We start from the raw sequence: 26,281 nt of genomic DNA, 5'->3' as shown, positions 1-26,281 counted from the left end.
GATTAAATCTCAGCATTATTCGAGATCTAATCGTCTAACCAGTAATAACCGGCATTTAGTAATTTTTAAACAAATCCACCAAACGCATTATCTAAATCAATTGGTTCCTTTTTGGTAACAATAAGTTCCTTGTTCACAAAGGTTTCGATACCAAAGCGTCCTAGCTCACGTCCATAGCCAGAATTTTTAACACCACCAAATGGTAACTCAGGTAATGTTCCACCAAAACTATTCACATAAACCGCTCCCGTCTCAATACGAGAAGCAACTTCCGTCGCATGCTCAGGTGAACCACCAAATACCACGCCCGATAAGCCATAATTAGAATCATTAGCTAGTGTAATTGCCTCTTCTTCATCTTTCACTTTGTAAACTTGTCCAACTGGACCGAAGAACTCTTGATAATAAGCTGGGTTGTCTTTTGTAATACCAGTTAAAATAACGGGATCAAACAGTGCAGCTGGTTTATCTTGGACAACACTACCATATTCAAGAGTAGCACCGGCATCAACCGCCGCTTTCACTTGTTTGGTCAAGTTTTTCTTAGCCTTGCTGGTACTTAATGGTGCTAATGTCGTATCTTCCAACAATGGGTCGCCTAGCTTTACTTCAGCAAAGGCATCTTTTAACATTGTAAGTACCGCATCGTAATTTTTTTCGGTTACAATAAACCGTTTAGACGAAGTACATACCTGTCCTGCATTGTATAGACGAGCACCCCCGATAATCTTTTTAATCTCAGATAAATCGGCATCATCCAGAACAATGAATGGATCACTTCCACCAAGTTCAAGCGAACTTTGTTTCATATTTTTACCAGCTTCGGCAGCAATTAATTGTCCAGCACGTTCTGAACCAGTTAACGCCACCCCCTGTACACGATCGTCAGCAATAATTTTATTCACTTGATCGTAATCAATGAATAAATTAGCAAACGCACCAGTAGGGGCACCAGCCCGTTCAACAATTTTTTCAAATTCTGATGCAGCCATTGGCGTATTGCTTGCGTGCTTCAAAAGCATTGGGTTTCCAGCTATATAATTTGGTGCAAATACACGAATAATTTGATAGTAAGGAAAATTCCATGGTTCAACCATCATCAATACACCAGTGGGGCGCGAAATTACTTGCGCATCCCCCATCGAGGATTTGATTGGTTCTGGCTTAAGGAAATCTGCACCATTTTTGGCGTAGTAACGAGCAATTGAAACACTTAATGCTACTTCACCTTGAGCCTCGACAAATCGCTTACCCATTTCAATAGTAAGTACCTTAGCTAAATGATCAGCATCTTCTTCCATCAAGTCAGCAATTTTGTTTAATATCTCTGCGCGACTACTAGCCGGGTCATTGCGCCACTTTTTATACAGTGCATGACCTTCGGCAATGGCCTTCTCAACATAAGCGTCATCATGATTGTCAAATGTTTGAATAACTTCGTCGTTAAAGGGATTAATTGTTTGATAGCTCATTTTATTCGACCTTTCTTCAATTAACAAATTACATTTCTGTTCTAAACACCCCTACTATAACACCATTATTCATTCGCAAAGTATATTTTGTTTGTGATATTTTCAGCAAAACACATTATTTATAAATGTAATGAACGCCAATATTTTAAGGTAGCGCTTATATTTGCACTTTGACTAATCATACTGATTACAGCAGCACCGTTAACACCCGTAGATAAAACTGATGACAAATTTATTTCCGATATTCCACCAATTGCCACACTTGGCCATTTACTTCTGCTTGTCAAATATTTTAAACCTTCAACCCCAATCTCTGGATTTGCATCAGCTTTGCTTACCGTCGCAAAAACAGGACCAATTCCGATATAATCAATCCCTTTAATATTCTCTATTCTTTTATATTGGCTGTCATTAGACACCGATACCCCAACAGCTAGATTCTCAGCTAATTGAATATTATTGATAATATCGCCATCTTTTTGCCCAAAATGAACACCCTCTGCATCAATTTCATGTGCTAGTTGAATGTCATCATCAATAATCAATGGTACATGGTAGTCAGTTGTTAGTTGCCGGACTTTTTTGGCTACTCGTAATTTCTCTGATCCACTTAAAGCCAGTTGCCCTTTTTCTCGATATTGAAACACACTGATTTTCGATTGCAGTGCTTCCTCTAAGACTTCAAAAAAATGTCTCTCTCCATTGGTGTCCTGAGTTCCTAATACAAAATAATTTACTAATATGCTCGGATCAAACATTTTCTAGTACCTCTGGAAAATGCCTGTCAGTCACTCTTGCCTGGTGATTAAGCGGTCCATGCCCATGCCCAACATCGATACCTTCACGAATGGTAGCATCAACATAAGCTTTTGCATGAATAATAGCCGTTTTCATATCATCTCCCAAAGCTAAACGAGCAGTAATGGCCGCAGAAATTGTATCCCCTGTCCCGTGAGTTCTAATTGTATCTACCCGTGAGCTTTTAAGCCAAAAATGACTACCATCAGCCAATAGAATATAGTCATAAACATCTTTCCCGGAGGCATGCCCACCTTTTAATAATACGTTTTCAACTCCTAATTGTTGTATCTTTGAAGCGGATTGCATCACATCTTCATGGTTAGTAATGTTTGACTCACTTAAGACTTCAGCTTCTGGCATATTAGGCGTAATGAGCGTTGCCAACGGTATCAAACTAGACTTAATAGCAACTATGGCCTCATCACTCAATAAGTGAGCGCCTCCCTTGGCAACCATTACAGGATCTAATACATAGTTACCAAAATCTGCTTGTTGTAAAAATTCAGACACTGATTCTACTGTGGGCACATCACCAAGCATGCCACTTTTTACAGCACTTATTTTTAAGTCATCAGCCACTGATTTTAATTGGGCATGGATCATAGATGGTGAAGTCATCGAAACTTGCTGTACACCCATTGTGTTTTGTGCTGTTAGAGCAACAATAACATTAGCGCCATAAACACCTTGGGCGGCAAACGTCTTTAGATCCGCGCTAACTCCAGCGCCACCACTGCTATCCATACCAGCAATTGTTAGAGCTTGGGGTGTTTTATTAACCATGATTCAGCACACTTTCTTTAATAAAATTTTGAACATCGATATTATCAATAACAAATAATTCATCTAATAATTGATTTGTAAAAGACCCTGGTTGATTCGTTTTTGTAGCGGCTTTTTGTCCAGCAAGTTTGAATGTAGCCATTGCATTCATCACATTAGGAACCTTTAGCCCATCGGCAATGAACGCACCAATTAATGATGATAAGGCATCTCCTGTACCTACAATAGAAGATAATTGTTCAACATTTATATCAAGTGTTTGTGTGTATTGACCATCACTGACAACGTCACAAGCCCCGCTTAGCGCAATCACTGCACCTGTTTTTTTGGCGGCACGCTGTGCAATTTCAATTACGTCACCTTTTCCAGTAGCATCGATACCTTGACTAGCAAAATCAATATCGGCAAACCAAGCAATTTCGGCTGCATTGCCACGAATAACATCAACATGACCAGAGGCTAAAAATTGTGTAATGGCTTTAGACCTAAATGGAACTGATACAGCAACCGGATCTAATACGACTGTCTTGCCTAATTGGTATGCTTCCTGAGAAAGTTTAATAATATCGTTAATTTCTACTTTTTGAAGCGTCCCTGTGTTAATAATCACCGCATTGGCAATTCCGGCTAATTCCTTAAATTCTGCTAGCTCGCGACTCATTAACGGTGAGGCACCAACAACATTAACTACATTAGCTACAAATTGTGGTGTAACAAAATTTGCATAAGTCAGGACAAGAGGTGATTTCGTTCTAATGTCTGTAATATTCATGATTAAATTCCTTTTTTGTTTGGCTTCGTGTTTTTAAACAAATATCTTCATTAATTTTAAAAATTAACATTAATGAATAAAAAAACCGCTAACTATCAGAAAAGATTAGTTAACGGCTAAATAGGCATATTTATACACTAGAATAGTTCATTATTATAATCTTCCTTCGCACGAATTACCGTAATCAGGTTCAATGGGTATCTCTCAGCCAGCTTGGGCACCCCAGATATTTATTTAATTCTACTTCAGTGTACCTGAATCCATATGAATAATCAACCGCCTAAGTATGCTTTGCGCACGTCATCTGATGCAAGTAGCTCTGCTCCCGTACCTGTCATCGTGATCTTTCCACTTTCCAAAACATAGCCGCGATCCGCAATTTTTAGCGCTTGATTCGCATTTTGTTCGATTACTAATACTGTCATTCCTTGTGCATTAACATTTTTAATAATATCAAAAACTTTCTCAATAAATAGCGGTGCCAAGCCCATGGAAGGTTCATCCAACAATAACAATTTTGGTTTTGCCATTAATGCGCGACCCATGGCTAGCATTTGTTGTTCACCACCAGATAAAGTCGCTGCATCTTGATTACGTCTTTCCTTTAAAATTGGAAACTGATCGTAAATAAGTGTGTATTCATCTTTCAAGTTAATACCCTTGCCTCGAGTAAAAGCACCCAACTGTAGGTTTTCTTGAACAGTCATGCCAGAAAACACGCGACGTCCTTCTGGCACTTGAGCAACTCCACTTGAGACAATTCGCTCTGAATTCATAGTCAATATGTTTTGATTTTCAAATAAAATACGTCCCTTAGTGGGTTTTTCTAAGCCCGAAATCGTACGTAAAATTGTAGTTTTCCCAGCGCCATTAGCACCAATTAGTGATACGATTTCGTTATTGTTCACCACAAAGTTAACGTCTTGTACCGCTTTAATGGCACCATAACTTACGTTTAAATTTTCAACTGTCAGTAATGCACTCATTCGTTATTTTCTCCCAAATATGCACGGATCACATCGGCATTTTGCTGTATTTCTAATGGTGTGCCACTGGCTAATAACTTACCGTACTCTAATACATATAATCGCTCACTGACAGCCATAACAAGGTTCATATCATGCTCAATTAAAATAATTGTCATCTTAAATTCTTGTTGAACTTGTTTAATTAAACGTGTTAAATCAGCCGTTTCTTGTGGATTCATACCAGCTGCTGGCTCATCTAAAAATAAGATTTTAGGTTTTGTGGCCAATGCCCGCACAATTTCTAAACGTCGTTGTTGCCCATATGGTAAGTTTGTTGCCAGCGTATCTTGTACCTCCAGCATATCAAAAATACTTAGCAGCTTACGAGCTTCGTTTTTTAGTTGCTCTTCATTTTTATAAAATGAAGGTAAACGAAACAATGAACTGAATACATGTGCCTGAGTACTAGAATTCATAGCAATCATAACATTCTCTAATACTGTTCGACTTTCAAACAAGCGAATATTTTGAAAAGTGCGCGCAACGCCTAATCGAGCACGTTTTGCAGGAGATTGACGATTGACATTAGCTAACTGCTGACCATCAAATAGGAGTACTTCTCCCTCACTAGGTGAATATACACCTGTTAGTAAATTAAATAATGTGGTTTTACCCGCACCATTTGGCCCAATTAAACCAATTAACTCATTTTCGGCAGCTTCAATATTAACACCATCAACAGCAGTTACACCTCCAAAACGGATACTTAAATCACGCGTTTTCAGTATTGTCTGAGCCATGTCCGTCTCCTTCATCAAATAACCATTTCTTTAATGATAGTTCTCGACTACCAAAAATACCTTGAGGTCTAACCAGCATCACAGCAATTAAAATAACAGCGTAGATGACCATACGCAAGGAACCAAAATTTTGTAACATTGTGTCTAACACACCTAACGCAATTGCTGTCACAACTGTCCCACTCATTGAGCCAATCCCACCTATCACAATAATAATTAAGATCATAATACTTTGCATAAAAGCATAGTCTTTAGGCGCAATAGATTGGATGAAACTTGCACGTAAGCTACCAGCCATAGCAGCAAATAATGCCCCTGTCACAAAAGCAATTACCTTATACTTAGTTGTATTAATTCCTAAGGATTCGGCAGCAATTTCATTATCACGAACGGCAATAATGGCTCGCCCAGGCATACTACGAACAAAGTTGACCACAATAATCAATGTTATAACTGCTAGTATATAAACTAATTGCCAACTCACAAAAGGTGCGATGCCAAAAATACCAGCTGGTCCGTTAGTTATTTTCAAGTTCATAATGACAATTCTAATAATTTCAGCAAACCCTAATGTTGCAATAGCCAAATAATCACCACGTAAACGCAAAGTTGGAATACCAACAATTAAGGCAATTACGCCACTGACTACGATGCCTGCAGCCATTCCCAAAATAAAGCCAATGATACCTGGAACAACTTCCATAACTAATGCTGTCGCGTAAGCACCGATAGCCATAAATCCAGCGTGCCCTAACGAAAACTGCCCTGAAATACCAACCACTAGATTAAGTCCCAGTGCAGCAATGATATTAATGCCGATAAGTACAATCGTTGTGATGCCATAATGACCAATAAGGCCAACCATTTGAGCCACGAATATCAAAATGAACCCCATTGCAGCCAAAGATGCCCATGATAACGTGTATTTAATATGCGCTTGATCCATCAAACTTTCTCCCGCTTGTTTTTCCCTAAAATACCAGTCGGTTTAATAAGCAATATGACAATCAACATTGCATACACAATCGCATCTTTGTAATCTGAAAAAGCTGTCGCTTGAACCATTGTTTCCAATATACCGATTAGCCAACCACCTACTGCTGCCCCTGGAATAATGCCTATACCACCCAAAACCGCGGCAACAAACGCTTTCAACCCAGGAGTCATACCCATCAATGGGTCAATACTGTTATAATATAATCCAATCAAAACGCCACCAGCCGCCGCCAATGCTGACCCAATTGCAAATGTAAATGAAATTGTGTGATTGATGTTGATGCCCATTAATGACGCTGCATCTGGATCTGCGGATACTGCCCGCATCGCACGACCCATTTTTGTATTTTTAACAATGTAAGTTAATAACAGCATCAAAACTATTGAAGTTACAGCAATAATCAACTGAATATTTGAAACTTGTATACCATAAAAGTGGTATTGTACTGTCTTAATCGCCTGTGGAAATGAACGTTGATCTGACCCATACAAATAAGTCATGCCATTTTCTAGCAAAAAAGAGATGCCTAAAGCGGAGATAAGAACCGCAATTCTTGGAGAATGACGCAATGGTCGATAGGCAACATACTCAATGACCACACCAATAATGGCGCTTACTGCCATTGCGAGAATTAACGCTATAAAGAAATTCAAATGTAAAACCTTGATGAAAAAATAGCCAAAATACGCACCGAGCATGTATATATCACCATGTGCAAAATTGATTAATTTAATAATACCGTAGACCATTGTATAGCCTAAAGCTAGTAGCGCATAGACACTGCCTAGCATAAGACCATTGATTAATTGCTGAATGAAAGTAGTCATTTTAACCTCAAAATATTATCAAACGCATTAGTTTCATACGTTTCTTAGAAAACGTGTTCACTTAACAACTACGGCAGATGACTCTTTACCATCAGTCATACCGACCATAACCATTGATTTGACAGGATTGTGGTCTTTGTCAATTGACATCTTACCAGTTACACCATCAAAATTTTTCAAGTTAGCCAATCCCTTAGTAATTGCCGATTTGCTAGTTGCATTTTCATTTTCAATAGCTGCTTTTATCATGCGAACTGAATCATAAGCTAAAGCTGTAAATTGTGATGGATACTTGCCGTAAGCCTTTTTATAAGCTTTGGCGAATGGTGCTGAAACCTTAGTAGCTGGTGCATCAACTGAGAAATGTGCCGCGTAATAAACATTGCTTGTATTTTTATTTCCTGCAATTTCAGCCGTTTTAGGATCACCAATGCCATCTGGTCCAATAACCGGCACATCAATCCCCATATCACGCATTTGCTTCAAAATTGCGCCACCCTCAGTGTAATAGCCATTGATTGCAATTGCGTCAAACTTTTTATCCTTAATTTTTGTCAAAACTGCTTGAAAGTCTTTCGTCCCTTCTTGATAAGATTCAACATCTACGACGTTACCCTTAAAGGCTTTTTTAAATGCAGATGTGATACCAGTACCGTAATCGGAAGAATTGTCCTGGAAAATCACAATATTTTTAGCTTTTAAAGTCTCTGTGGCAAATTGTGCCATCTTTGTACCCATAAAAGAATTTTTGTATTGTGCGCGGAATACGTAAGGTTGAACATTCCCATTCTTTTGCAAAGTAATGTTGTCTGCACCAGCAGTTGGTGAAATCATCGGCGTCTTACCCTGAGTTGCCACTGGCACTGCTGCTTGAACACCAGAGGTAATCACGGGACCAACGATAGCACTGACTTTTTCTTTGTTAATCAAACTACTTGTTACCGAAGCAGTTTCAGTATTGTCCGTCTTAGCATCTTTGTTAATGATTTTAAACTTATAGCTTTTTCCGTTAACTTTAACACCACCATTAGCATTAATTTGCTTTATAGCAAAGTTAGCACCATCTTGCTCAGCTTTTCCATATGAGGAAGCGTCACCAGATGTATCAAAAACACCCCCAATTTTGATCACATTTGATGTTGATGCTTTGCTAGACTTATTGACTACCCCAAATGCAACAATACCACCAATAGCAACAATAAACGCAGCGCCGACAATTACAATTTTTTTCATTCTTTCTTCTCCAATTTATTCTCTCAATTCCTTCTTTTCGCAAACAAAAAACCCATGAATACCAAAATTCATGGGTTACTAATCGTTAATAATGACAGCAGTTATACTCATCACTTCAACACCCATGAACACTGATTCCAGTTAGTCATGAGTGCGAAAAACCTCATCATGACTACAGCATGAGGAGGAGAAGGAGGGCTTGAGATGAGTTTTGTTTTTGATTCATGTTTTGCATGATGTGTTGCCTCCTAATTTCTTAATATCTAATATCATACAGGCCAGTAAAAACATTGTCAAGAACATATCGGGATTTACACGATAAAAATGTGAAAATTAGCCTTCGTAATTACTTATCCCCACCACTCCTTGTCAAAGTCACGCATTTTGGTAGTCAAGGATAATTGCGATTGATCAGTCACGTGCTGATAAGTTGTAGTATACGGATTTTTCATCAAAGCGTGCATTTGTTGATAGATTTCACTAGCTAGAAAACGTGCCAATTCATCGTGAGTAGACCAGAATGACCAAATCATGTACTCTGACTTACCATTGTCATTTTGAGCCATAATGGCATTCCCAGTTAATAACTTTGCAATCAATTCATCATTGTTATCTTTAGCCTGAAAAGCAATTTGATGGATAACATTCCCCTTAAATTGTCCGATAACTGCTCGACTCTCAAATCCAATAGGACGGGCAAATTTTGCAACGACATTCTGAGCATCAATGATGAGTAAATTTGTCCCCGCCAGTTGAGAAATTTTTCCTAAATAAAATACATTTTGCGGTTGAGCACTTTGTAATGTTAACAGTTCCGAAACTGGCTGCTCTGGTGCTAATACTAAGTTTATTTTCATAAAAATGGCTCCTTTAATAGTTTAACAACGTCTGGTGATAGTCGACTGTTGTTGTGGCTTATAAATTTCTGTACACCTTTAAACGTCGACAAATCAACATCTGTTTTAACAACATTTGCTTCGCTTAATGTTTTCGCAAAAGAAACATCGGCTCGTGTAATCATCGGCATGTCCCACGGATCACTTAATAACAATGATTCCCACTGCCCAATCAGTAATGCTTCTGCCCGCTTGTAGCGTATGTCTTTATCAATAAAACTCTTAAGATCTCGAGGTTTTAATTTCATAGCGTAATAACCTTTCCAAATGGTGATGGTATGCTTAATGTTTGCCCCTCTGGTAGTACCCAATACACATGTTTAAATTTGGTTTGAATCAACTCTTTTTCGCCATCGCCATCCGTAAAAATGACTACCAGTGTTTGCAAAGGGAAAAATTTTAAAGCGGGCAATGCATCAAATATGCTTTGGAAAGTTGTCCCACCACCGGCATGGCGCTGCCAAGTTTTTATATTTTTAATTTGATGCACCTTCGTATCAAACGAAAAGAAATGCACGTTAATATCAAATTGTTTTGTTATCTGCATTGCATTGGCTAAAAACTCACTTGCCTGTGAATTAGATATTGATGCAGAATTATCAATGAAAACAGCAATTTCCGTATCATAACGACTAATTTCTCCTGGTAGATCAAGTCGATAAGCCTGTCGGCGATTAAACCTAGCTCGTGAATCTTTCTTTTTATTTGGTGCTTGACTGATACCAGATCGCAAAATACTTTTCCAGTTACGTTTTGGTACGACAACCTCGCTAATTTGTTGCAAAACCGCACCCGATACATTACCACGCCCAGCGTATTTCGTATCGTCATTAGCTTTTTTTATCACATTTTTAAGTGCAGACTCAGCTTCTTCTATTGAATTACTCGCGCTCTGCCATTCCGTATGTTTTGGCAAAGCCTTCTTTTTTGCCCGTGAATTTTTTTGATCAACTTCTGACAATAAAGAAATATAGGTCGATGAATCTTGATCGTGTGGTAAATTAACGTGATAGAGTTCATTAATAGTTTGAAACGATATTGCACCAGGTAGTTCACCCAAATCTCTTGGTAAGTATTGGTTGACCGCTAAGTCAGTACCTATATCAACCATTTGATTATGTTCTCGTTCTTGCGCATAACGAGTCGGATGCTGCCAAATAACATGCAAAGCCTCGTGAGCTAACGCAGCAGCAACCTGGTTGTGTGATGTAAAACGAGCCGTTAATAAATTAGGGTTAACCACTAAGTACCAATGGTGTCCTTGCCATTTTAACGCTAATGGATTAGCAGCCTGTGGGTTCACCTCTCGGACTAAGTTCATCACAATATTGCCGTAGAGGGGCGATACATCGAGCAATGTTTTAATACCATCAATAATTAGATTGTCATTCTCTGATTTCATCGTGTAGCAATATCCATAATCTGTTGATATAACACGTTGGCATAATGATTATCAGAAGCATATAAATCATCCAAAATTGGCGCGCTCGTCATTTGTTTTACCAGTGCATACTGTCCATCGGGAGCAATCAAATTGAGTAACTCACTGAAACGTCCAGCATTATTGTCTAGTCTCATATCTGCCGTTAATAATAAGGTTTTCATCACGTTCAGCTTTTGAATTTCTGAAAAGCTCTCAAATTTTTCACGTATTGTCTGTGGTAATTTTGGACCACTTGGTACTGAATTAAAGACATCTTCAGCTGTTAGACTAGTTGTTTTTTCTTGGACAAAAGTCACAAATTGTGTGGCACAATTGTCCCCAAGATCTCCTGCCACGATATCAAATAACAGTTCATCCTGCTGCTCATTGGTTAGTTTTTGCAACTGGAATAAATTATCAGATACGCGCTGCCACGCACGCGGGGTAGGGTTCAAGTCAATATCTCGATTTTTTGGGTACAATAATTCGGCATTTTCGGCAATAAATTGGCGGACCAAGTCGTGTATGTGCGGCCGCTTTTTTCCAGATGCGGCCCACTGCAACCAATCACGAACTGAAACAGTCATGACAAGTCGAGTGGTTCGATCTTTAATCGCTGCATCAGATGTTTGAACCGCGTATTCGGCATTCTCAAACCCTTGCATTGAATCATCAGGATTTTCTGCGAGAATGAGTTTAACATTATCAGGCAATACCAGATCATTAATCTGTCGCTGTAAAACAAGATTCATTAGTTCACCTTGTACTGCTTGTGATCCTCGGTTGAATTCATCTAAAAACCAGATAATTGTTCGGTCCGGTTCGACTTCAGCTTGTTCTATAATTTGTATCAAAGTGTGTGTATAACCAAATTTGATATCAGCCAATCGACCATAATTTTTAGTTTGCAAGAATGATGTCTCATTCAAAGGTGGAATTGGAATTGCTAAATCTCCTTTTTCAGATAATGAAACTACTGTTGTAAAAAGTTTTGCACCCAATTTTTTAGCTATTTCAGCAACAAGGGCAGATTTTCCAATTCCAGCTTCTCCCACAATCGTCGGTACGTTACCGCCACGCAAAATCAAAGGTACAGCTACTAGTAATTTTTGATAAGTTAAACTCATATAAACCTCATGTTTTATGTATAGTTAACCGTGTCTAAAAGCTAATAATTATCACCACGTTTATTTCTATACCCTTTCTAAGTATATTCTACCGCAACACAAACAATCGTGCTAAAATGAAGACATGACAAAAAACATTTTAATCCTCGGTGCCAACGGTCAAATTGCTAAAATTGTGGTTGACATACTGGCAAATACCGATACAAAAATTACATTAACTTCTCTTCATGCTCGCCCTGAAAAGTCAATCAAATCACTTGATGCTACCAAGGAAGAAAACTTGGTTCGTGCGCTAAAAGACATTGATATTGTTTATGCAAATATTGGTGCAGAAGGTCGACAAAAAAACGCCGCTAATGCCTTAGTTAACGCAATGCACACTGCCGGCGTTAAGCGCTTAATTTGGGTCGCAACAATCGGTATTTACAATGAGATAGCTACCGAAACTGCTGACATTTGGCGTAATATTTTGGGCACCCCAGACAATGAAAACACCTACATGGGCGATCAAGCTGCTGCAGCTAAGCGCATCGAAGAGTCCCAATTGGACTATACAATCATCCGACCCAATGAATTAACAGATGATAATAAAATGCAACAACTGAATGTCCAAACTGATCCTCACGAAAAAATTATTGGTGGCCCAATCACTAGAACAAGCGTCGCAGAATTTATTGCACAGCTATTATTAAATCCCGAACAACATATTGCAGAATCTGTTGCGATTTCTTCAACTAAATAACAACAACTTGGCCAGAATTTTCTAATACGGAAGAAGATTCTGGTTTTAATTTTTCTCAATTTAAATAAAATTTGGTATGCTAATACTTATGAAAAGTAAAATTAAAAAATACACAATTTCACCGCTTGCACTCAGTTTCTGGATTCCTTTTCTTGTTCTAATCGGATATTTTGCTTATCGAAAAATGGCACCCTTTGGTTCCAACTCTATCCTGACTGTTGATCTTGGTCAACAATACATTGATCAATTTGCAGCATTCAAATACACTATTTTACAACACCCGTCCAGTTTCTTCTATTCATTTTCAAACGCACTAGGTGGAGATATGTTAGGTGAATGGGCCTACTATTTGATGAGCCCATTTAACTTCATTTTTCTTTTTGTATCAAACGCTAATTTACCTGCTGCGATTCTATTGGTTATCTGTTTAAAGATTAGTGCAGCTGGTCTCTCAATGGGTTACCTTTTAAAAAAATTGCATTTACAACATGGCTACTATATTACCCTCTTTGCCATCAACTTTGCTCTATCAGGTTGGTTTGTCGCTAATAATCTCAACCTATTATGGATTGATACAGCTGTCATGCTGCCACTTGTAATTTATCAGCTTGAACAAGTATTCTACCGTCAAACATGGTGGCGTTATAGCGTCTTACTTGCTATTACTATCATCACGAACTATTATATTGGCTTCATGGTAGCCATCTTTATTGTTCTTTATTTTTTGTGGCGCCTCACATGGCCTAATGTTAAACATCGTCTAACTATTTTATGGCACTTTACTCTTGGTTCTATTATTGGTGGCGCATTATCCGCGTGGCTTATTTTGCCCACCTACTTCCAATTGACGCTTGGTAAATCACAATATAATTCCGAATTTTCTTTCAAATTTGATAACAATCCTTTGCATCTATTTCTCAAGTTAATTCCGGGCAGCTTTGATTTTGACCAGATGCAGAGTGGTCAAGCCAATTTTTATGTTAGCGCGTTTATTTTAATCACATTGGTTACCTTTATTACCACTCGTGTCATACATTGGCGTGTCAAAGTTGGTGCGTTTGCTATTTTGAGTTTTCTCATCTTGGCAACAACATGGGCGCCCTTAACCTTGCTTTTTCATGGTTTTCAATATCCGGTTTGGTATCCTTACCGGTTTAGTTTTCTAATTAGTTTTTTTGTTATATACTTAGCTGCAATGAGTTGGCAGCCGACTTGGCGACCTCAAAAAATAACACTTGTTTTGCTATTTGTCTTTTTAGTAGGCGTCGCGGTATATGCGTTTATAAATGATCAAAAAACAAGCTACACAGACAGTAATAGCATTGCCATTTTTATTGGATTAGCTTTATTAACCCTAGCCCAATTTACTTTTAAAAGTCACGATCGTATTTGGTTGCCGATACTTAGTCTAATCACCATCGTTTCCCTTGGCGCCAATGTAGCATTAACACTGAATCATTTTTCATATCTTACAAACACCGAATATCAGAATGCCATTCACGCCCTTACCGACGCAAATCAAAAAATTAAAAAAGATCGTTCATGGTACCGCGTGGCACAAACATTCCAGCGCACACGTGGCGACTCAATGATGCTTAACTATTATGGTGGTGCTCATTTTAGTTCTGCTTTACCAAAGGCAACACCAACTTTCTTTGGTAATTTTGGTCAACCAGATGGTGATAATTACGTTGTTTATAGTAATGGTAGCGTATTATCCGATGCCTTTTTGGGGATGAAGTATTTTATCACGGCAAATGGCAAAGATAATGGAGACGCTGGCCAGCCTAGCCAACATCTAATTGGTTTTCGTCCTGATAGCAAAAAATACAACCTTAAGGCCACTACCAAAACCACAAATGTTTATCAAAATAAAAATGCTTTGCCACTCGCATTTGCAGCTAGCTCTGGTGCATTGAATACGAAAATGCTTTTCAATAATCCACTCCAAAATCAAGGTAATCTTTGGCAAGGTATAACAGGCTCAACAACCTCAACTGTTCATGTAGATAACTTCCAGAAGTCCATCGGACATAATCTTACTGCACCAAGTATGATTACTGGTTCAATTATCACTCGACAAAATGCTGCAAAACCTGCAAGTCTTGACTTACAATTTACGCCCACAAATAATGATAGTTATTATCTGACGATCGGCAGCGGATTAGACATTAAAAATTTTGATTTATTAATTAACGGCAAGATAATTACACAATTCAATACTTACCGACACACTGTTGTTGTTAATTTGGCCACAAATGCCAAAGATAAACTGCAAACTATCACGTTTAGGCTTAAAGATACCCAAACACTAGCGCTGACAAAGGTGACTCTGTATCACATCGATAATGAGCGAATAGCCAATGATTCGACTAATTTGAAACAGAATGGTCTAAAGATAAGCAAACGCTCGCAGCGACGCATTGAAGGCACTATCAAAACAACGACAAAAAAGCCACTCGTTATGACAACTATTCCGTCAATTCCAGGCTGGCAAGTTAAGGTTGATGGTAAAACAGTCAAAACGACCAAAGTAGCTAATTATTTTATAGCAGTAAAAACAAAACCTGGCCTTCATAAAATATCCTTTGTATATACACCACCTCTTTTCTATTACGGTGTAATAATTAGCTTACTCGCCTTATTGCTATTATTAATAATTAATCGAAAATCTATTGCAAAAAAAATCCACACATGATATGCTTTTTCCGTTATATTTTGCGGAAAAAAGCGCAAATTGAAAGGAAACACTTATGTCTGAAGAAAAAACATATCCAATGACTGCTGAAGGCCGTGACAAGCTTCAACTTGAGTTGGAAGATCTTATTGCTAATCAACGACCAGAAATTACAAAACGTATTCAGATTGCAAGATCATACGGTGACTTATCAGAAAACTCGGAATATCAATCAGCTAAAGATGAACAAGCCTTTGTTGAAGGACGCATTCAAACATTAAAAAATATGATTGATAATGCTGAAATCATTGATTCTAATGCAACAGCTAAGGACGAAGTTTCATTAGGTAAGACGGTGACATTCAAAGAATTACCAAATGAAGAACCTGAAACATATGCTATCGTTGGTTCTGTAGAAGCTGATCCTTTGGCAGGAAAAATTTCTAACGAGTCTCCAATGGCTAATGCCTTAATTGGTAAAAAGGTCGGAGAAACCGTTGCTGTTCCATTACCAAATGGTATTAGCATTGACGTTGAAATTATTAACGTAACTAAATAATTTCAGTATTCAAAAAGCACCTGCCTAGGTGCTTTTTTATTGCATTAAAAAACGTCTGAACAATGTTTCAGACGTTTTATATTATGCGAAAGTATAAATATTGCCGATGATAATTGCGCCAATAACAACTAATATTGTACCGATCACAATTAACTTCATCTGATAACTTGACTTCTTCTCTCCTAATATATAGATACCACCAAAAGTACCAACAATAATACCTAATTGTGAGAATGTTGTCGCGATAGTTTGACCAACATCAGGATTGGCAGCTGAGATGAACATGAAAATATTACCAGCAGCCCAAACTAAACCTGTTACAATGTTACGCCAAGTTGGTAACTTAAACATGATACTTGATTCTTTCAAAACGAAGGCAACAATTAGAAAGGCACCAATAACTTGACCGATAGCTTGTGGTCCAACAATGGCGGTCATATAATCGACACCATTACCACGTGCTTTAATGGCATCAGAGATGTAACCAACTTTGTTTAAGAAGTTTGGTAAAACAAAATAGAACATGAATCCGATGGTTGAAACAATCAGGTAGATAAGCCCTTTAGTCCAGTCCTTTTTTTGCTCTTGTGCTTCAATTCCTGCGCTGTTTTTTGATTTATCACGTGCTGAAATTAAAGTTGCACCGATAACAACCGTAATGATTGAAATCACACCAATTGCCCACATTTTAGCAGTTTTCCATTCGCCTAAGACAGCAGCAGCCATTAAAGCATTTGCTACAATTTGACCGGCTGTTGACAATGGAATAGCAAGCGAAACGCCCAAATCCTTGATAGCCAAAAATTGTCCTGCTGTTCCAACTGCCCAAACCAATCCAGAAACGATACCGACAACCCAAATATGACTGCTTAATTCGATGTGGCGTGGCATGACAAAGAAAAACATTGTTGCTAGGCCAAATATCAAAGCACCAAAAGTCATACCTAAGGTCTGTTGCCCTGCTGTTCCCCCCATTTTTGTGTTGACGATTCCAACGGAACCCCAAGCTAGTGCCGGCACTAGGGCCAGTAAAATTGCTAAACTCATGCTAAATATTGCTCCTTTTTCATATGATGTTCTGCAACACATCATTTTTTAACACTGTTTATTTTACATTAGTGAAACCGTTTACACAAGTCTTTTTTTAGAATTTCTGTAAACGTTTTCAAATAATTGTTAATTTATTAAAAATTTTGAATAAAAATCATGAAAAAGTTTACGTTATAAAATTACTGATAATCTTTATTACTATTGGTGTGCACTTACTTTTATTAAGTACAATACAATCATTTACACGATAATTTTTGAAAATTTACATCATTTTTTTTAAATATTAAAATTAAATAAGAAATAAAAATTGAAAACATATTCAGTTATATCGTATATTAAAACCCGATCATCTAAAATGTCTAGATGATCGGGTACATTTTTTATTTATCAAAACGTTGTAAATTCCATGTCTCGATTAAATTTATAATCAATTTTGGATAATTAACATCGGTTGCATATGAATCCTTATACAGAGCTTTAGCGGCTTCCTTGTAGTTTTTTGCATCCAATACATCTTGGAACTGATTAGGATTCCAAGTATTACCATTCACTAATGTCTCAGCATGTTCTTTCATGCTATCTTTCCAATCACTATACACAGCAAAACGTGCTTTTTGTGTTTCAGGTTTTCCATCAACATATTCAGTCGTCTCCAAAACAACTGATTTTCCTGCTGTCTCATCCTGAGTTTTAACACCAAAATAGTTATTGTATTTAGATGATAGCTTTGAGTTATCCCAGTTTGATTCATGTGCCGCTTGAGCTATCGATATTGATGCTAAGATACCATATTTCTTACTGAGTGTCTGAGCATATGGCGCAATTTTATTGACAAAAGCCAAACGATGTTCAAATTCGCTTTTACCCGAAGTAGCCATCAATGTTATAACAGCAGGCTTATTTATACCATCTTTGTTCAAGTCTTTATAATACGACTTTAGTTGTTTATCTGAAGTTGCCAACAATTTCGTCATTAAATCAGTAACATCTGTCACTTTATTTAAATCGTATGCTGCTGGGTAAACGTAATCGGCCAAGTTACTCTTAGAAGACATATTTTTCAATAAATCCGGATACTTTGATTTCATCTTAGAAATAATAGATTTATCACTAAATGCCTTATTCACTTTATCTTGTGACAATTTAGTCTCACTGGCAATGTTTTTGGCAATAGCCGCCTGATCTTGACCTGTTGCTACCAAAACATATCCTTTACCCAATTGTGGTCCGGCATTAGGCCCCATCGTCAACTGTTTAAAAATCAATTGAACAGTTTGAGAAGGTGATATTTTATAAGTGCCTGCTTGGAGATCTTCGGCACCGTGCTTTAATGAATATTTGTAAAAGGCCTCAGAACTTTTAATAACTTTTTGTTTTTGCAATGCTTTTGCCATCTGAGAGGGTGTAGATCCGGATGGTATTTTCACAGTTTTAAACGTTGTGTCATTCGGATCTAATGCAGCTGTATTATCTGTCAATAACACTTTTAATCCGAAAAACAGACCTATCACTATAACTAAAAGTAACAAAAGTAATATCAGACGATTAGGCTTTTTACGTTTTTTTCTAGGGCTATCGCCCTTATTCCCACTATTCATTGTATCAGCAAATGGATCGAGGCCTTTCTCAATCGCCTCAGCATTTTTGATCTCATGCTGATGTCTTTCTTTTCTAGACTGCATATCTCATCTCACCTCTTACAGCGTAATAAAGCGGCTAGTGTTGTCCACTAGCCGTCCACATACTCTACATCTAACTATGCTTTCAAAGATTCAACATCTCTAGCAATCATTAGTTCTTCATTGGTTGGGATCAACAAGGCTTTTACCTTGGAGTCATTCGTAGATATTTCAACTTCTTTGCCGCGAACATTATTTTTTTCTTCATCTAATTTCACACCAAAGTAGTTTAATTTATCAATAATCATTTTACGAACTGGGACTGAGTTTTCACCAATTCCTGCTGTAAATACGATAGCATCAACGCCTCCCATTTCAGCAACATACTGTCCCACATATTTAACAACACGATTAATAAATATTCTAATCGCCATGTCAGCATGCTCATTAGTGTCTTGGACATCTAACAAGTCACGCATATCACTTGAAATTGTCGAAATACCAAGCAAACCGGACTTTTTGTTCAATATATTTAACATCTCTTCGTTAGATAGTCCTTCGCGTTCTTGAATATAATAAACAAGCGAAGCATCGACATCTCCTGAACGCGTTGCCATAGCAACACCAGCTAAGGGAGAAAATCCCATAGAAGTATCTAATGACTTACCATCCTTAATAGCCGTAATTGAGGCACCTGCACCCAAATGCAGCGTGATTAATTTCAAGCTTTTTAAATCTTTACCGATCAATTCGGCTGCACGCGATGCAACATATCGGTGCGATGTGCCATGAGCACCATACTTGCGGGCGCCATAACGCGTGTAGTATTCATATGGCAAGGCATAAAGAAAGTTTTCATCAGGCATTGTTTGATGGAAAGAAGTATCAAAAACCGCCACTGACAATGCATCAGGGAGGAGCTTTTGGAAAGCACGAATTCCCATAGCATTGGCTGGGTTATGAAGTGGTGCATAATCTGCAAGACGATCAATTTTAGCCAGCACATCATCTGTTACCACCACGGAATGATTAAACCATTCACCACCAGCAACAACACGATGTCCGACACCAGTAATTTCATTAAAGTCCTCAATAATACCCAGATCTGTTAACTTTTGCAACATGAAGTTAATGGCCTGTTGGTGGTTTTTAATTGCAGTAACGTTTTCGTACTTTTTACCTTTGCCGTCTTTGGACAAAGTAATATGTTCGTCATCTTCTGAATGGCCAACCAAGCGCTCTGCATTGATTTCTGCACCGTATTTAATCGTTACTATTGCATCGTCCATACCAATGCGTTCGATAACACCTTGTGCAATTACTTGTTCTGCAGGCATCTCTAATAATTGAAACTTTAGTGATGAACTACCTGCGTTAACAGCCATTGTTTTAGCCATGATATTCTTTTTACCTGTCTTTCTTCCTTACCTAAATTCTAAGTGACAATGCCACGAATACATCAATTTTGTTCATTCTCTAGTTTAACCCACGCTTTGATTTCTTGCAAAAAATTTTGCAATGATTTTAGATCCTTGAGCGAAGGATATTGGCCCATGAGCACTTCATTATTTTTAGTCCTTTGTTTTTTAAGCACTAAAATAGCTTTTGCTGCACGCGCGTCTTGGAAAAATTCGTTTGGTAATTGTAGAAATGCTTTTAGCTGTGCCCGTGACGTAACAAATTGTAATACTTTTTTTGCTTCATCGCCGTTCAAAACATTTGCGGGTACAAGTAGATATATCCATCCATCATCTGCAACAAAATCCAATGACTTTTCAATAAGTAGGTGATGAACGAAGGAACGCCCATTTTGATTACGAGTTATAAATTTGTCACTTGGCTGGAGTGGATAATACCCGACTGGCAAATCAGCTATAACAACTTTGGCTTTAGGGGCCTCTTCTATGCCGATGGTGTCTTCCTTGTATAGAGTTGTTTCATCGCTATTGATTATTTCATCTGTGGCGGACGCGAGCGCTAGTTGTGTTTCATCATTATCAATCCCTATGCGTTTAACTGTCACATCTAGCATCTCATTTATTGTCCATAAAAGATTACCTGAACCAACATTCATGTCGATAATAGTATCATTATCTCGTAACCCAGCTGTCTGGTTAATAAAATCAGCCAGCAAATAGCCAATTCCATCGGGGGTAATCTGGTAATTAGCAGGAGTTTGATCTTCACGATTAGCTTTCAAAACAGCCAATTGTAATGCTTTGCGTTTTTCAGCTGGTGATAATAAAGACCAGTCCATATCAATTGTTGACTGTATTATTTGCACCACATCGTTACTTGGCTTATCAAACTCGCGATGGACAGTCTGCAAATTAATATCTTCAAGTATCTCAATTAGTGCATCGATATAACTGATGTTCGTGTCTTTAACCAAAGATTGTGAAGCGCTAGTTAAAGCATCAAAATATTGTGCTATTTTTTCTTGTGTCATAGGTTTATTTTAGCGGTTTTAGGACCAATTTTCAAGGTTATTTCACAAGCAATTCACGCTGATATATACGCTTTCCTAAGTCAATTTTTATTTGCTTATTAATAACGGTGACTTTAGCCTCATCAAAATTGAATTTGGTCTCATTATTTTTGTATACTTGCGTACTGACAATCATTTGTATCTTGTCAATTTTTGCTATTTCGATCAAATGTGTTTGTGCCCGCAACTGTTGATTAAAAGCCATATTCTGCAAAATAAATAACGCGCTTAATGCCCCCAGAACAAAAATGGTTGGTACTAAAACATAGGCATTTTTTTTATTCATTTTGTACCGTCTTCTTTAAATGCAATATACTTGAAAATTTACCTTTGTTAGTTGTAATTGTTAAATTCAAATAATTATTGCGATCATCCACCGCTAGATTTGTTACGTTCTCCATTAAAATTATCTGACCCGCACCACTGCCACTTATTTGTAATTTATTATTTTTGACTTCAAGATACATATCTTTACCCTAGTAGCTTTTAAGTCTAACTGATGTCAATGTTGCTGAGGTTATGGTATATTTTTGAGTTTCAAGTTGATGCGTGATCGTTTGCAGGACTGTTGCCTTTGGAGCATCAGAAATTTGCTTTAAAAACGGAACAACAAATTGTAAAGAAGTCAAAACTAACGCGGCTATAAGCAATGATATCAAGGCTTCTAGCAATGTAAACCCATCATTTTTCATTACACCCTTCCCACTGATTTATTGCATCAATTCGTTCTCGTTCTGCAACTTTTAATTTCCTTTCCAAGTTACTTTTGTGAATATGAAATTGGTGAACTTGTTCATACTCAAATGACATGCATACTGATACTAGTATTAAAGCTAACATTGATTCTGCCAAAACAAATGCGGACTGCTTATTTTGAATTATTTGTTTCAACACGATATTCTCCTCCTCCAAGACTAAATATTAGTTTTGTCGTCTGTTCTCCTGTGAGTGTCACTGTGGTTGGTGCAACATAGCCTGTTGTTAAGACATTTATTCTTTGTTGCGTATCTTTTTTTATACCTGATGGATAAACCAGTACTTGATTATTAAATCTCACCTCCTTCTTATCAAAAATAACCTCAACTGTTTTTTGTTCATGTTGTGCCGTTAGTCTTGCGTTTTGCCAGTAGGTTTGAAATGTTGCTAACCATTGTTGCGTGTCTATTTTGGGACGCGCCGATGTTTGTGCTCCAACAAAAAGCAGCAAACTCACAATCATTAATGTTACAGCTGACTCGATTAATGTGAACCCACTATTTACGTGCTTCATTATGAACAATTGTTATTTTAAGATCTTGTGCTTTTTGAAACTGTTTCTCAGTTAAATAATTTTCTGATTTTAGTGCAGCGAGTGTCACATTATCCTGATTGGGGTGATCATTTTGATACAAATCAATTTGTGTTTGAACAGTTGATACCATCGCTGTCGCATGGTTTTCTACCGCATGTTTACGCTGTGCATTTAAATTTGGCAAAATAAGTAACATTAACAAACTAATAATAAAGAGTACAATTGCTGCTTCAATTAGTGTAAATGCTTTTTTCGATTTTTTAAAAATACTCATTGATATAGTCCTCCGATTGTTTGATACATTGGTAATAGCATGCTCATATACAGACCAACAATTGCAACGCCGATAATACCAAAAAATAATGGTTGCAGCGTGCCAATAAAACGGTCTGTTTGTTGCATAAGTAATTTAAATTGTGTTTTTGCATAATAATCGAGATATCGAGCAAGTATCTTAGGTTTATGACCACGAATAAAATATCCAGCCAATGAATCATTAACAAATGACTGTGATAATATATACCTCTCGATATTGCCTCCCAATTTGAGATGCTTTTGAATATCATGTGCAAGTGCAACTGCGTATGATTTATTATTTTGTTGTGCAACTTCATCAATAATTTCTGGTAACGTTAGTCCACTAAACATTAACATTGATAATTGTTGGCTAACTTGATAGGTAACAATACTGCGCACTAGCGTCCCCACAAATGGTACTTTAGCCAGTATATTTAATTGTTGAATTGATGATAAATGATGCCAATACCATAACCACAGTGTTAAGAAGGTTAAAGTTAAGAGACCGGTGCAGAAAATAAATGCATATGGATAATTGATCGTCTCTTGATTAGTTTCTCGCCATTGATTGATCATAGGGTATAAAAAACATTTTAGTCCAATCAACAACAAACCAAGGATACCCAGTAAAATAATTGGATAACGCATGACCTGTGATAACTTGCTTTGTTGTTGCTGAAATTTGGCAAGGGTCTGCCCAATTCGAACCAGTGTATTGGAAATATCCCCATGTTGGTCTGATAACCGCAATTGTAATAAAATATTTGGACTAATAAATGCCTCGAGGGCTTGATAGAATGTTTGCCCTGTTGATAGACCTTTCTGAACCTGGCTAAGGATTGATTGCCATTTTTGATGTGCACTAGCTAAGATATCAATGCTCTGTGCGATACTATATCCTGATGATAGTAGCTCACCCAGCTCTTGAAAAAATAATACCTGGTCCCGCTTATTAAAGCGCGCTAAATTTTTGATAGGTTTCATTTGTTATCTTCCCTTCCTTTAAGGCATCCGCAAGCGTTTCTCGCCATCTATTAGTAAATTTTGGTGAACCTTTTAAAGGCATTCCTTCTACAACATCAGCAACAGCTGCTTGTTTATTGTCTATCGTGGGCACTAACCTTTGATAAACAATTTTTGTTAATGCTGCTTCGAGCTGACTTTTATCAACACCTAGTTCCAACAACCGTAAAGCGACGTCTTTTGTTGACATTGCGTGAATAGTACTAAATACTAAATGTCCACTCAAAGCTGCTTGTATCACAGCTTGAGCTGTTTTAACATCACGAATTTCTCCGATTAGTAAAATTTCAGGTCGGTGGCGTAAAGCTACTTTAATTAATTCTGTATAGTTAATGCCCGCTGTCTCGTTAACCTGCAACTGCACAAACTCTGGGGCATTAATTTCTACGGGGTCTTCAATGGTTAATACTAATTTATTTTCCGCAATGCTTTTTAATAAATGATAAAGTGTTGTTGTTTTACCTGATCCGGTTGGTCCTGAGATTAAAAACAATCCTGAATCAGGTAACTTTAATTTCATATCATCAAACTGCTTTTCAGCCAACCAATTTTGTGTATTGTGCTCTGGATAAATTACACGCAAAACTACTGTCTCTCGGTTCAAAAAATCTCCCACAGTTGAAACACGTATCCAAATATCCTGTTTTTGAAAACGCCCGAGTTGTGGCCTTCGTCGCTCAGAAATATTCATCTTAGCACGGTATTTAATAGCTGAAATCATTTTTTCAGCAGCTTTATTGTCCAGATATTCTTGAGTTACTATTGAACCACCAGCATGAAACTTTATCGTAAACCTATCATCGTTGGGCAATATGTAAATATCACTAGCTTCCTCAGCAACAGCGTTATCAAGTAATTGATCAATTTCCATCATTAACTCCTTTCTCTTTTTTGAGCTCACAGTATCATACGAGTTTAGATATCTTTTCGCACAAAAAAGCATCTGACAAATATGCCAGATGCTTTTTTATTTATCGTTTTATTGATGTTGTTCTGCTAGTGTTACTGTATTTTCTAACAGCGTTGCGATAGTCATTGGTCCAACACCACCTGGAACAGGGGTTATATAACCGGCAATCCCTTGGGCTGAGGAAAAGTTTACATCCCCCGTGGCTTTCCCATCAACAACGTTCATACCAACATCGATTACTGTAGCGCCCTTTTTCAGGTCTTCACCTTGAATAAAGTTTGGAATACCAACACCAACAACAACAATATCTGCATTTTTTAAAAGTGCCTTTAAGGTCGTTGGTTCAGTATAGCGGTGTGCTAAGGTTACCGTAGCGTCTGCATTAGTGAGCAAAGCAAACATTGGCCTGCCAAATAATTGTGAGCGGCCAACAACCACAGCATTTTTTCCTTTTAAAGAAATATTATATTGCGCCAAAAGTGTCATCACACCTTGAGGCGTTGCCGCAACAGTATAATTTTCCAAAGAATCACCGAATAGCATTCCTTGAACTGTTGCTCCTAGACCATCAGCATCTTTATGTGGTGCCACAGCAGAAAAAATTTGTCGTTCTTTAATTCCTTTGGCTAACGGACTCTGAACAAGGATTCCTGTAATACTTTCATCGTCATTTAGCTCTTCTACTAATTGAATAACACTTTCTGTTGTTGCATCAGTTGAGATTGGTATATCTCGCGTTACAATTCCGAGTTTAGCTGCTTGACGTGACTTCATGCCAACATATAATTGGCTCCCATCATTTGAAGGATCATAAATAACTGCTAAAGTGACAGGTCTTTTTTGTTTAGCCACACGTGCTTTTGTTTGTTCATTGATGGTTTTTGCAACCGCCTTACCATCTAAAATCTCTGTCATATTTTTTACTCCTTCAAATAAAAATGTGTTATTATCATTCTAACAGATTTATTTGATAAAGGAAGTTATTCATGGCAGATCAACGCATTAGTTGGCATCAATATTTCATTGCACAAGCAGCAATTTTATCCACACGATCTACCTGCACGCGATTACACGTTGGTGCCATTATTGTTCGTGATCATCGCATTATTGCCAGTGGGTACAATGGCTCTGTATCTGGCACGCCTCACTGTACAGAAGTTGGTGACTTGATGGTTGACGGTCACTGTATTCGAGCAGTTCATGCAGAGCAAAACGCCTTGATGCAAGCAGCAAAAATGGGTATAACAATTGATGGATCGGAAGTTTATGTAACAGACGTACCTTGCGTCCAATGTACTAAATTACTTTTACAAGCCGGCATCAATAAAATTTATTTTATGAGAGATTATCGAAATAATACCTTTGCCGAAGAACTATTAGCACAAAAAGGAATTGAATTAAAACAAGTTCCACTTTCTGCACTTACAGCACAGCAAATTGATATGAACCAATTCATTGTATGAATACGATATACCTTAGCGTTTTTTAATCCAATAGAAAGAGATATCACATCGAAAACCCCGTTA

29 protein-coding genes and 1 riboswitch are annotated in these 26,281 nt (G+C 37.6%); of the genes, 4 read left to right on the top strand and 25 right to left on the bottom strand.

Annotated features, from left to right (window positions below):
- Positions 1 to 65 precede the first annotated feature (65 nt).
- From RHP64_RS02400 to RHP64_RS02340, 13 genes are all read right to left on the bottom strand, one after another.
- Positions 66 to 1,472 (bottom strand): NAD-dependent succinate-semialdehyde dehydrogenase, encoded by a 1,407-nt coding sequence (locus RHP64_RS02400; protein WP_061514779.1) that lies wholly within the window; start codon positions 1,470 to 1,472, stop codon positions 66 to 68.
- A gap of 119 nt (positions 1,473 to 1,591) precedes the next feature.
- Positions 1,592 to 2,230 carry a thiamine phosphate synthase gene (thiE, locus tag RHP64_RS02395; protein WP_061514778.1) on the bottom strand — a complete coding sequence of 213 codons (639 nt, stop codon included), beginning with the start codon at positions 2,228 to 2,230 and terminating at the stop codon, positions 1,592 to 1,594.
- Positions 2,223 to 3,056: a bifunctional hydroxymethylpyrimidine kinase/phosphomethylpyrimidine kinase gene (gene thiD, locus RHP64_RS02390; protein WP_061514777.1), complete on the bottom strand. Its 834-nt coding sequence runs from the start codon at positions 3,054 to 3,056 to the stop codon at positions 2,223 to 2,225. Before thiD ends, thiE begins: the two co-directional genes overlap by 8 nt.
- Positions 3,049 to 3,828, bottom strand: coding sequence for a hydroxyethylthiazole kinase (thiM, locus tag RHP64_RS02385; RefSeq protein WP_061514776.1), 780 nt, complete (start codon positions 3,826 to 3,828; stop codon positions 3,049 to 3,051). Before thiM ends, thiD begins: the two co-directional genes overlap by 8 nt.
- A gap of 144 nt (positions 3,829 to 3,972) precedes the next feature.
- Positions 3,973 to 4,063, bottom strand: a riboswitch (TPP riboswitch).
- Between the two features lie 37 nt (positions 4,064 to 4,100).
- Entirely contained in the window at positions 4,101 to 4,814 is a 714-nt protein-coding gene (locus RHP64_RS02380; RefSeq protein WP_014324355.1) for an ABC transporter ATP-binding protein, read from the bottom strand.
- Positions 4,811 to 5,596: an ABC transporter ATP-binding protein gene (locus RHP64_RS02375; RefSeq protein ID WP_011679323.1), complete on the bottom strand. Its 786-nt coding sequence runs from the start codon at positions 5,594 to 5,596 to the stop codon at positions 4,811 to 4,813. Before RHP64_RS02375 ends, RHP64_RS02380 begins: the two co-directional genes overlap by 4 nt.
- A complete protein-coding gene (locus tag RHP64_RS02370; RefSeq protein WP_014324354.1) occupies positions 5,568 to 6,542 on the bottom strand; it encodes a branched-chain amino acid ABC transporter permease in 975 nt (324 codons plus the stop codon). The genes RHP64_RS02375 and RHP64_RS02370 overlap by 29 nt, the downstream gene beginning before the upstream one ends.
- A complete protein-coding gene (locus RHP64_RS02365) occupies positions 6,542 to 7,420 on the bottom strand; it encodes a branched-chain amino acid ABC transporter permease (RefSeq protein ID WP_014324353.1) in 879 nt (292 codons plus the stop codon). The genes RHP64_RS02370 and RHP64_RS02365 overlap by 1 nt, the downstream gene beginning before the upstream one ends.
- Before the next feature lie 57 nt (positions 7,421 to 7,477).
- Positions 7,478 to 8,653, bottom strand: a complete 1,176-nt coding sequence (locus RHP64_RS02360) for an ABC transporter substrate-binding protein (RefSeq protein ID WP_061514775.1) — start codon at positions 8,651 to 8,653, stop codon at positions 7,478 to 7,480.
- A gap of 350 nt (positions 8,654 to 9,003) precedes the next feature.
- The gene (locus RHP64_RS02355; protein WP_014324351.1) at positions 9,004 to 9,510 is read right to left on the bottom strand and encodes a hypothetical protein; all 507 of its coding nucleotides are present in this window, start codon (positions 9,508 to 9,510) and stop codon (positions 9,004 to 9,006) included.
- Positions 9,507 to 9,797: a hypothetical protein gene (locus RHP64_RS02350; protein ID WP_025267808.1), complete on the bottom strand. Its 291-nt coding sequence runs from the start codon at positions 9,795 to 9,797 to the stop codon at positions 9,507 to 9,509. The genes RHP64_RS02355 and RHP64_RS02350 overlap by 4 nt, the downstream gene beginning before the upstream one ends.
- Complete coding sequence (locus RHP64_RS02345; RefSeq protein ID WP_025267807.1) at positions 9,794 to 10,951, bottom strand: vWA domain-containing protein; 1,158 nt, start codon at positions 10,949 to 10,951, stop codon at positions 9,794 to 9,796. The genes RHP64_RS02350 and RHP64_RS02345 overlap by 4 nt, the downstream gene beginning before the upstream one ends.
- A complete protein-coding gene (locus RHP64_RS02340; RefSeq protein WP_025267806.1) occupies positions 10,948 to 12,099 on the bottom strand; it encodes an AAA family ATPase in 1,152 nt (383 codons plus the stop codon). The genes RHP64_RS02345 and RHP64_RS02340 overlap by 4 nt, the downstream gene beginning before the upstream one ends.
- Positions 12,100 to 12,223: 124 nt before the next feature.
- On the opposite strand from RHP64_RS02340, the gene RHP64_RS02335 reads away from it, so the two are divergent.
- The 3 genes from RHP64_RS02335 to greA all read left to right on the top strand — a co-directional run bounded on the left by RHP64_RS02335 (position 12,224) and on the right by greA (position 16,077).
- The gene (locus tag RHP64_RS02335; protein WP_025267805.1) at positions 12,224 to 12,841 is read left to right on the top strand and encodes an NAD(P)-binding oxidoreductase; all 618 of its coding nucleotides are present in this window, start codon (positions 12,224 to 12,226) and stop codon (positions 12,839 to 12,841) included.
- An 88-nt stretch (positions 12,842 to 12,929) separates the two neighbouring features.
- Entirely contained in the window at positions 12,930 to 15,539 is a 2,610-nt protein-coding gene (locus tag RHP64_RS02330) for a YfhO family protein (protein ID WP_462785058.1), read from the top strand.
- Between the two features lie 55 nt (positions 15,540 to 15,594).
- Positions 15,595 to 16,077 (top strand): transcription elongation factor GreA, encoded by a 483-nt coding sequence (greA, locus tag RHP64_RS02325; protein ID WP_011679314.1) that lies wholly within the window; start codon positions 15,595 to 15,597, stop codon positions 16,075 to 16,077.
- Positions 16,078 to 16,158: 81 nt separating this feature from the next.
- On the opposite strand, the gene RHP64_RS02320 is transcribed toward greA, so the two are convergent.
- The 12 genes from RHP64_RS02320 to RHP64_RS02265 all read right to left on the bottom strand — a co-directional run bounded on the left by RHP64_RS02320 (position 16,159) and on the right by RHP64_RS02265 (position 25,670).
- Positions 16,159 to 17,124 carry a GRP family sugar transporter gene (locus tag RHP64_RS02320; protein ID WP_071951818.1) on the bottom strand — a complete coding sequence of 322 codons (966 nt, stop codon included), beginning with the start codon at positions 17,122 to 17,124 and terminating at the stop codon, positions 16,159 to 16,161.
- A gap of 383 nt (positions 17,125 to 17,507) precedes the next feature.
- A complete protein-coding gene (locus RHP64_RS02315) occupies positions 17,508 to 18,809 on the bottom strand; it encodes a glycoside hydrolase family 73 protein (RefSeq protein WP_061514773.1) in 1,302 nt (433 codons plus the stop codon).
- Between the two features lie 74 nt (positions 18,810 to 18,883).
- Positions 18,884 to 20,143 carry an acetate/propionate family kinase gene (locus RHP64_RS02310; RefSeq protein ID WP_025267801.1) on the bottom strand — a complete coding sequence of 420 codons (1,260 nt, stop codon included), beginning with the start codon at positions 20,141 to 20,143 and terminating at the stop codon, positions 18,884 to 18,886.
- A 62-nt stretch (positions 20,144 to 20,205) separates the two neighbouring features.
- Positions 20,206 to 21,195 carry a class I SAM-dependent methyltransferase gene (locus RHP64_RS02305; protein ID WP_014324344.1) on the bottom strand — a complete coding sequence of 330 codons (990 nt, stop codon included), beginning with the start codon at positions 21,193 to 21,195 and terminating at the stop codon, positions 20,206 to 20,208.
- A 37-nt stretch (positions 21,196 to 21,232) separates the two neighbouring features.
- A complete protein-coding gene (locus RHP64_RS02300) occupies positions 21,233 to 21,520 on the bottom strand; it encodes a hypothetical protein (RefSeq protein ID WP_014324343.1) in 288 nt (95 codons plus the stop codon).
- The gene (locus RHP64_RS02295; RefSeq protein WP_257229676.1) at positions 21,513 to 21,701 is read right to left on the bottom strand and encodes a hypothetical protein; all 189 of its coding nucleotides are present in this window, start codon (positions 21,699 to 21,701) and stop codon (positions 21,513 to 21,515) included. The genes RHP64_RS02300 and RHP64_RS02295 overlap by 8 nt, the downstream gene beginning before the upstream one ends.
- A gap of 9 nt (positions 21,702 to 21,710) precedes the next feature.
- On the bottom strand, positions 21,711 to 21,926 hold the full coding sequence (locus RHP64_RS02290) for a prepilin-type N-terminal cleavage/methylation domain-containing protein (RefSeq protein WP_462785057.1): 216 nt from the start codon (positions 21,924 to 21,926) through the stop codon (positions 21,711 to 21,713).
- Between the two features lie 176 nt (positions 21,927 to 22,102).
- Positions 22,103 to 22,504, bottom strand: a complete 402-nt coding sequence (locus RHP64_RS02285) for a type II secretion system protein (RefSeq protein WP_025267800.1) — start codon at positions 22,502 to 22,504, stop codon at positions 22,103 to 22,105.
- Positions 22,488 to 22,799 (bottom strand): competence type IV pilus major pilin ComGC, encoded by a 312-nt coding sequence (gene comGC, locus RHP64_RS02280; protein ID WP_004164625.1) that lies wholly within the window; start codon positions 22,797 to 22,799, stop codon positions 22,488 to 22,490. The genes RHP64_RS02285 and comGC overlap by 17 nt, the downstream gene beginning before the upstream one ends.
- Entirely contained in the window at positions 22,796 to 23,806 is a 1,011-nt protein-coding gene (locus tag RHP64_RS02275) for a type II secretion system F family protein (protein ID WP_025267799.1), read from the bottom strand. The genes comGC and RHP64_RS02275 overlap by 4 nt, the downstream gene beginning before the upstream one ends.
- On the bottom strand, positions 23,775 to 24,716 hold the full coding sequence (gene comGA, locus RHP64_RS02270) for a competence type IV pilus ATPase ComGA (protein ID WP_038534117.1): 942 nt from the start codon (positions 24,714 to 24,716) through the stop codon (positions 23,775 to 23,777). Before comGA ends, RHP64_RS02275 begins: the two co-directional genes overlap by 32 nt.
- A 108-nt stretch (positions 24,717 to 24,824) precedes the next feature.
- The gene (locus tag RHP64_RS02265) at positions 24,825 to 25,670 is read right to left on the bottom strand and encodes a bifunctional 5,10-methylenetetrahydrofolate dehydrogenase/5,10-methenyltetrahydrofolate cyclohydrolase (RefSeq protein WP_004164635.1); all 846 of its coding nucleotides are present in this window, start codon (positions 25,668 to 25,670) and stop codon (positions 24,825 to 24,827) included.
- Between the two features lie 71 nt (positions 25,671 to 25,741).
- On the opposite strand from RHP64_RS02265, the gene RHP64_RS02260 reads away from it, so the two are divergent.
- Positions 25,742 to 26,218, top strand: a complete 477-nt coding sequence (locus tag RHP64_RS02260) for a deoxycytidylate deaminase (protein WP_014324339.1) — start codon at positions 25,742 to 25,744, stop codon at positions 26,216 to 26,218.
- Positions 26,219 to 26,281: the final 63 nt, after the last annotated feature.

The sequence above is a fragment of the Leuconostoc sp. XM4 genome (assembly GCF_055698815.1).
Note: the sequence above shows the minus strand (reverse complement) of the source record. Positions and strands in the feature narration are given on the sequence as shown.

Coding starts and splice junctions, on each gene's coding strand:
- thiE (WP_061514778.1), bottom strand. CDS start 2,230: ATGTTTGATCCGAGCATATTAGTAAATTATTTTGTATTAGGAACTCAG.
- RHP64_RS02365 (WP_014324353.1), bottom strand. CDS start 7,420: ATGACTACTTTCATTCAGCAATTAATCAATGGTCTTATGCTAGGCAGT.
- comGA (WP_038534117.1), bottom strand. CDS start 24,716: ATGGAAATTGATCAATTACTTGATAACGCTGTTGCTGAGGAAGCTAGT.
- RHP64_RS02335 (WP_025267805.1), top strand. CDS start 12,224: ATGACAAAAAACATTTTAATCCTCGGTGCCAACGGTCAAATTGCTAAA.
- RHP64_RS02315 (WP_061514773.1), bottom strand. CDS start 18,809: ATGCAGTCTAGAAAAGAAAGACATCAGCATGAGATCAAAAATGCTGAG.
- RHP64_RS02305 (WP_014324344.1), bottom strand. CDS start 21,195: ATGACACAAGAAAAAATAGCACAATATTTTGATGCTTTAACTAGCGCT.
- RHP64_RS02400 (WP_061514779.1), bottom strand. CDS start 1,472: ATGAGCTATCAAACAATTAATCCCTTTAACGACGAAGTTATTCAAACA.
- greA (WP_011679314.1), top strand. CDS start 15,595: ATGTCTGAAGAAAAAACATATCCAATGACTGCTGAAGGCCGTGACAAG.
- RHP64_RS02355 (WP_014324351.1), bottom strand. CDS start 9,510: ATGAAAATAAACTTAGTATTAGCACCAGAGCAGCCAGTTTCGGAACTG.
- comGC (WP_004164625.1), bottom strand. CDS start 22,799: ATGAGTATTTTTAAAAAATCGAAAAAAGCATTTACACTAATTGAAGCA.
- RHP64_RS02380 (WP_014324355.1), bottom strand. CDS start 4,814: ATGAGTGCATTACTGACAGTTGAAAATTTAAACGTAAGTTATGGTGCC.
- RHP64_RS02360 (WP_061514775.1), bottom strand. CDS start 8,653: ATGAAAAAAATTGTAATTGTCGGCGCTGCGTTTATTGTTGCTATTGGT.
- RHP64_RS02285 (WP_025267800.1), bottom strand. CDS start 22,504: ATGAAGCACGTAAATAGTGGGTTCACATTAATCGAGTCAGCTGTAACA.
- RHP64_RS02295 (WP_257229676.1), bottom strand. CDS start 21,701: ATGTATCTTGAAGTCAAAAATAATAAATTACAAATAAGTGGCAGTGGT.
- RHP64_RS02310 (WP_025267801.1), bottom strand. CDS start 20,143: ATGGCTAAAACAATGGCTGTTAACGCAGGTAGTTCATCACTAAAGTTT.
- RHP64_RS02275 (WP_025267799.1), bottom strand. CDS start 23,806: ATGAAACCTATCAAAAATTTAGCGCGCTTTAATAAGCGGGACCAGGTA.
- RHP64_RS02340 (WP_025267806.1), bottom strand. CDS start 12,099: ATGAGTTTAACTTATCAAAAATTACTAGTAGCTGTACCTTTGATTTTG.
- RHP64_RS02350 (WP_025267808.1), bottom strand. CDS start 9,797: ATGAAATTAAAACCTCGAGATCTTAAGAGTTTTATTGATAAAGACATA.
- RHP64_RS02330 (WP_462785058.1), top strand. CDS start 12,930: ATGAAAAGTAAAATTAAAAAATACACAATTTCACCGCTTGCACTCAGT.
- RHP64_RS02290 (WP_462785057.1), bottom strand. CDS start 21,926: ATGAAAAATGATGGGTTTACATTGCTAGAAGCCTTGATATCATTGCTT.
- thiM (WP_061514776.1), bottom strand. CDS start 3,828: ATGAATATTACAGACATTAGAACGAAATCACCTCTTGTCCTGACTTAT.
- RHP64_RS02265 (WP_004164635.1), bottom strand. CDS start 25,670: ATGACAGAGATTTTAGATGGTAAGGCGGTTGCAAAAACCATCAATGAA.
- RHP64_RS02260 (WP_014324339.1), top strand. CDS start 25,742: ATGGCAGATCAACGCATTAGTTGGCATCAATATTTCATTGCACAAGCA.
- RHP64_RS02370 (WP_014324354.1), bottom strand. CDS start 6,542: ATGGATCAAGCGCATATTAAATACACGTTATCATGGGCATCTTTGGCT.
- RHP64_RS02320 (WP_071951818.1), bottom strand. CDS start 17,124: ATGAGTTTAGCAATTTTACTGGCCCTAGTGCCGGCACTAGCTTGGGGT.
- thiD (WP_061514777.1), bottom strand. CDS start 3,056: ATGGTTAATAAAACACCCCAAGCTCTAACAATTGCTGGTATGGATAGC.
- RHP64_RS02375 (WP_011679323.1), bottom strand. CDS start 5,596: ATGGCTCAGACAATACTGAAAACGCGTGATTTAAGTATCCGTTTTGGA.
- RHP64_RS02300 (WP_014324343.1), bottom strand. CDS start 21,520: ATGAATAAAAAAAATGCCTATGTTTTAGTACCAACCATTTTTGTTCTG.
- RHP64_RS02345 (WP_025267807.1), bottom strand. CDS start 10,951: ATGAAATCAGAGAATGACAATCTAATTATTGATGGTATTAAAACATTG.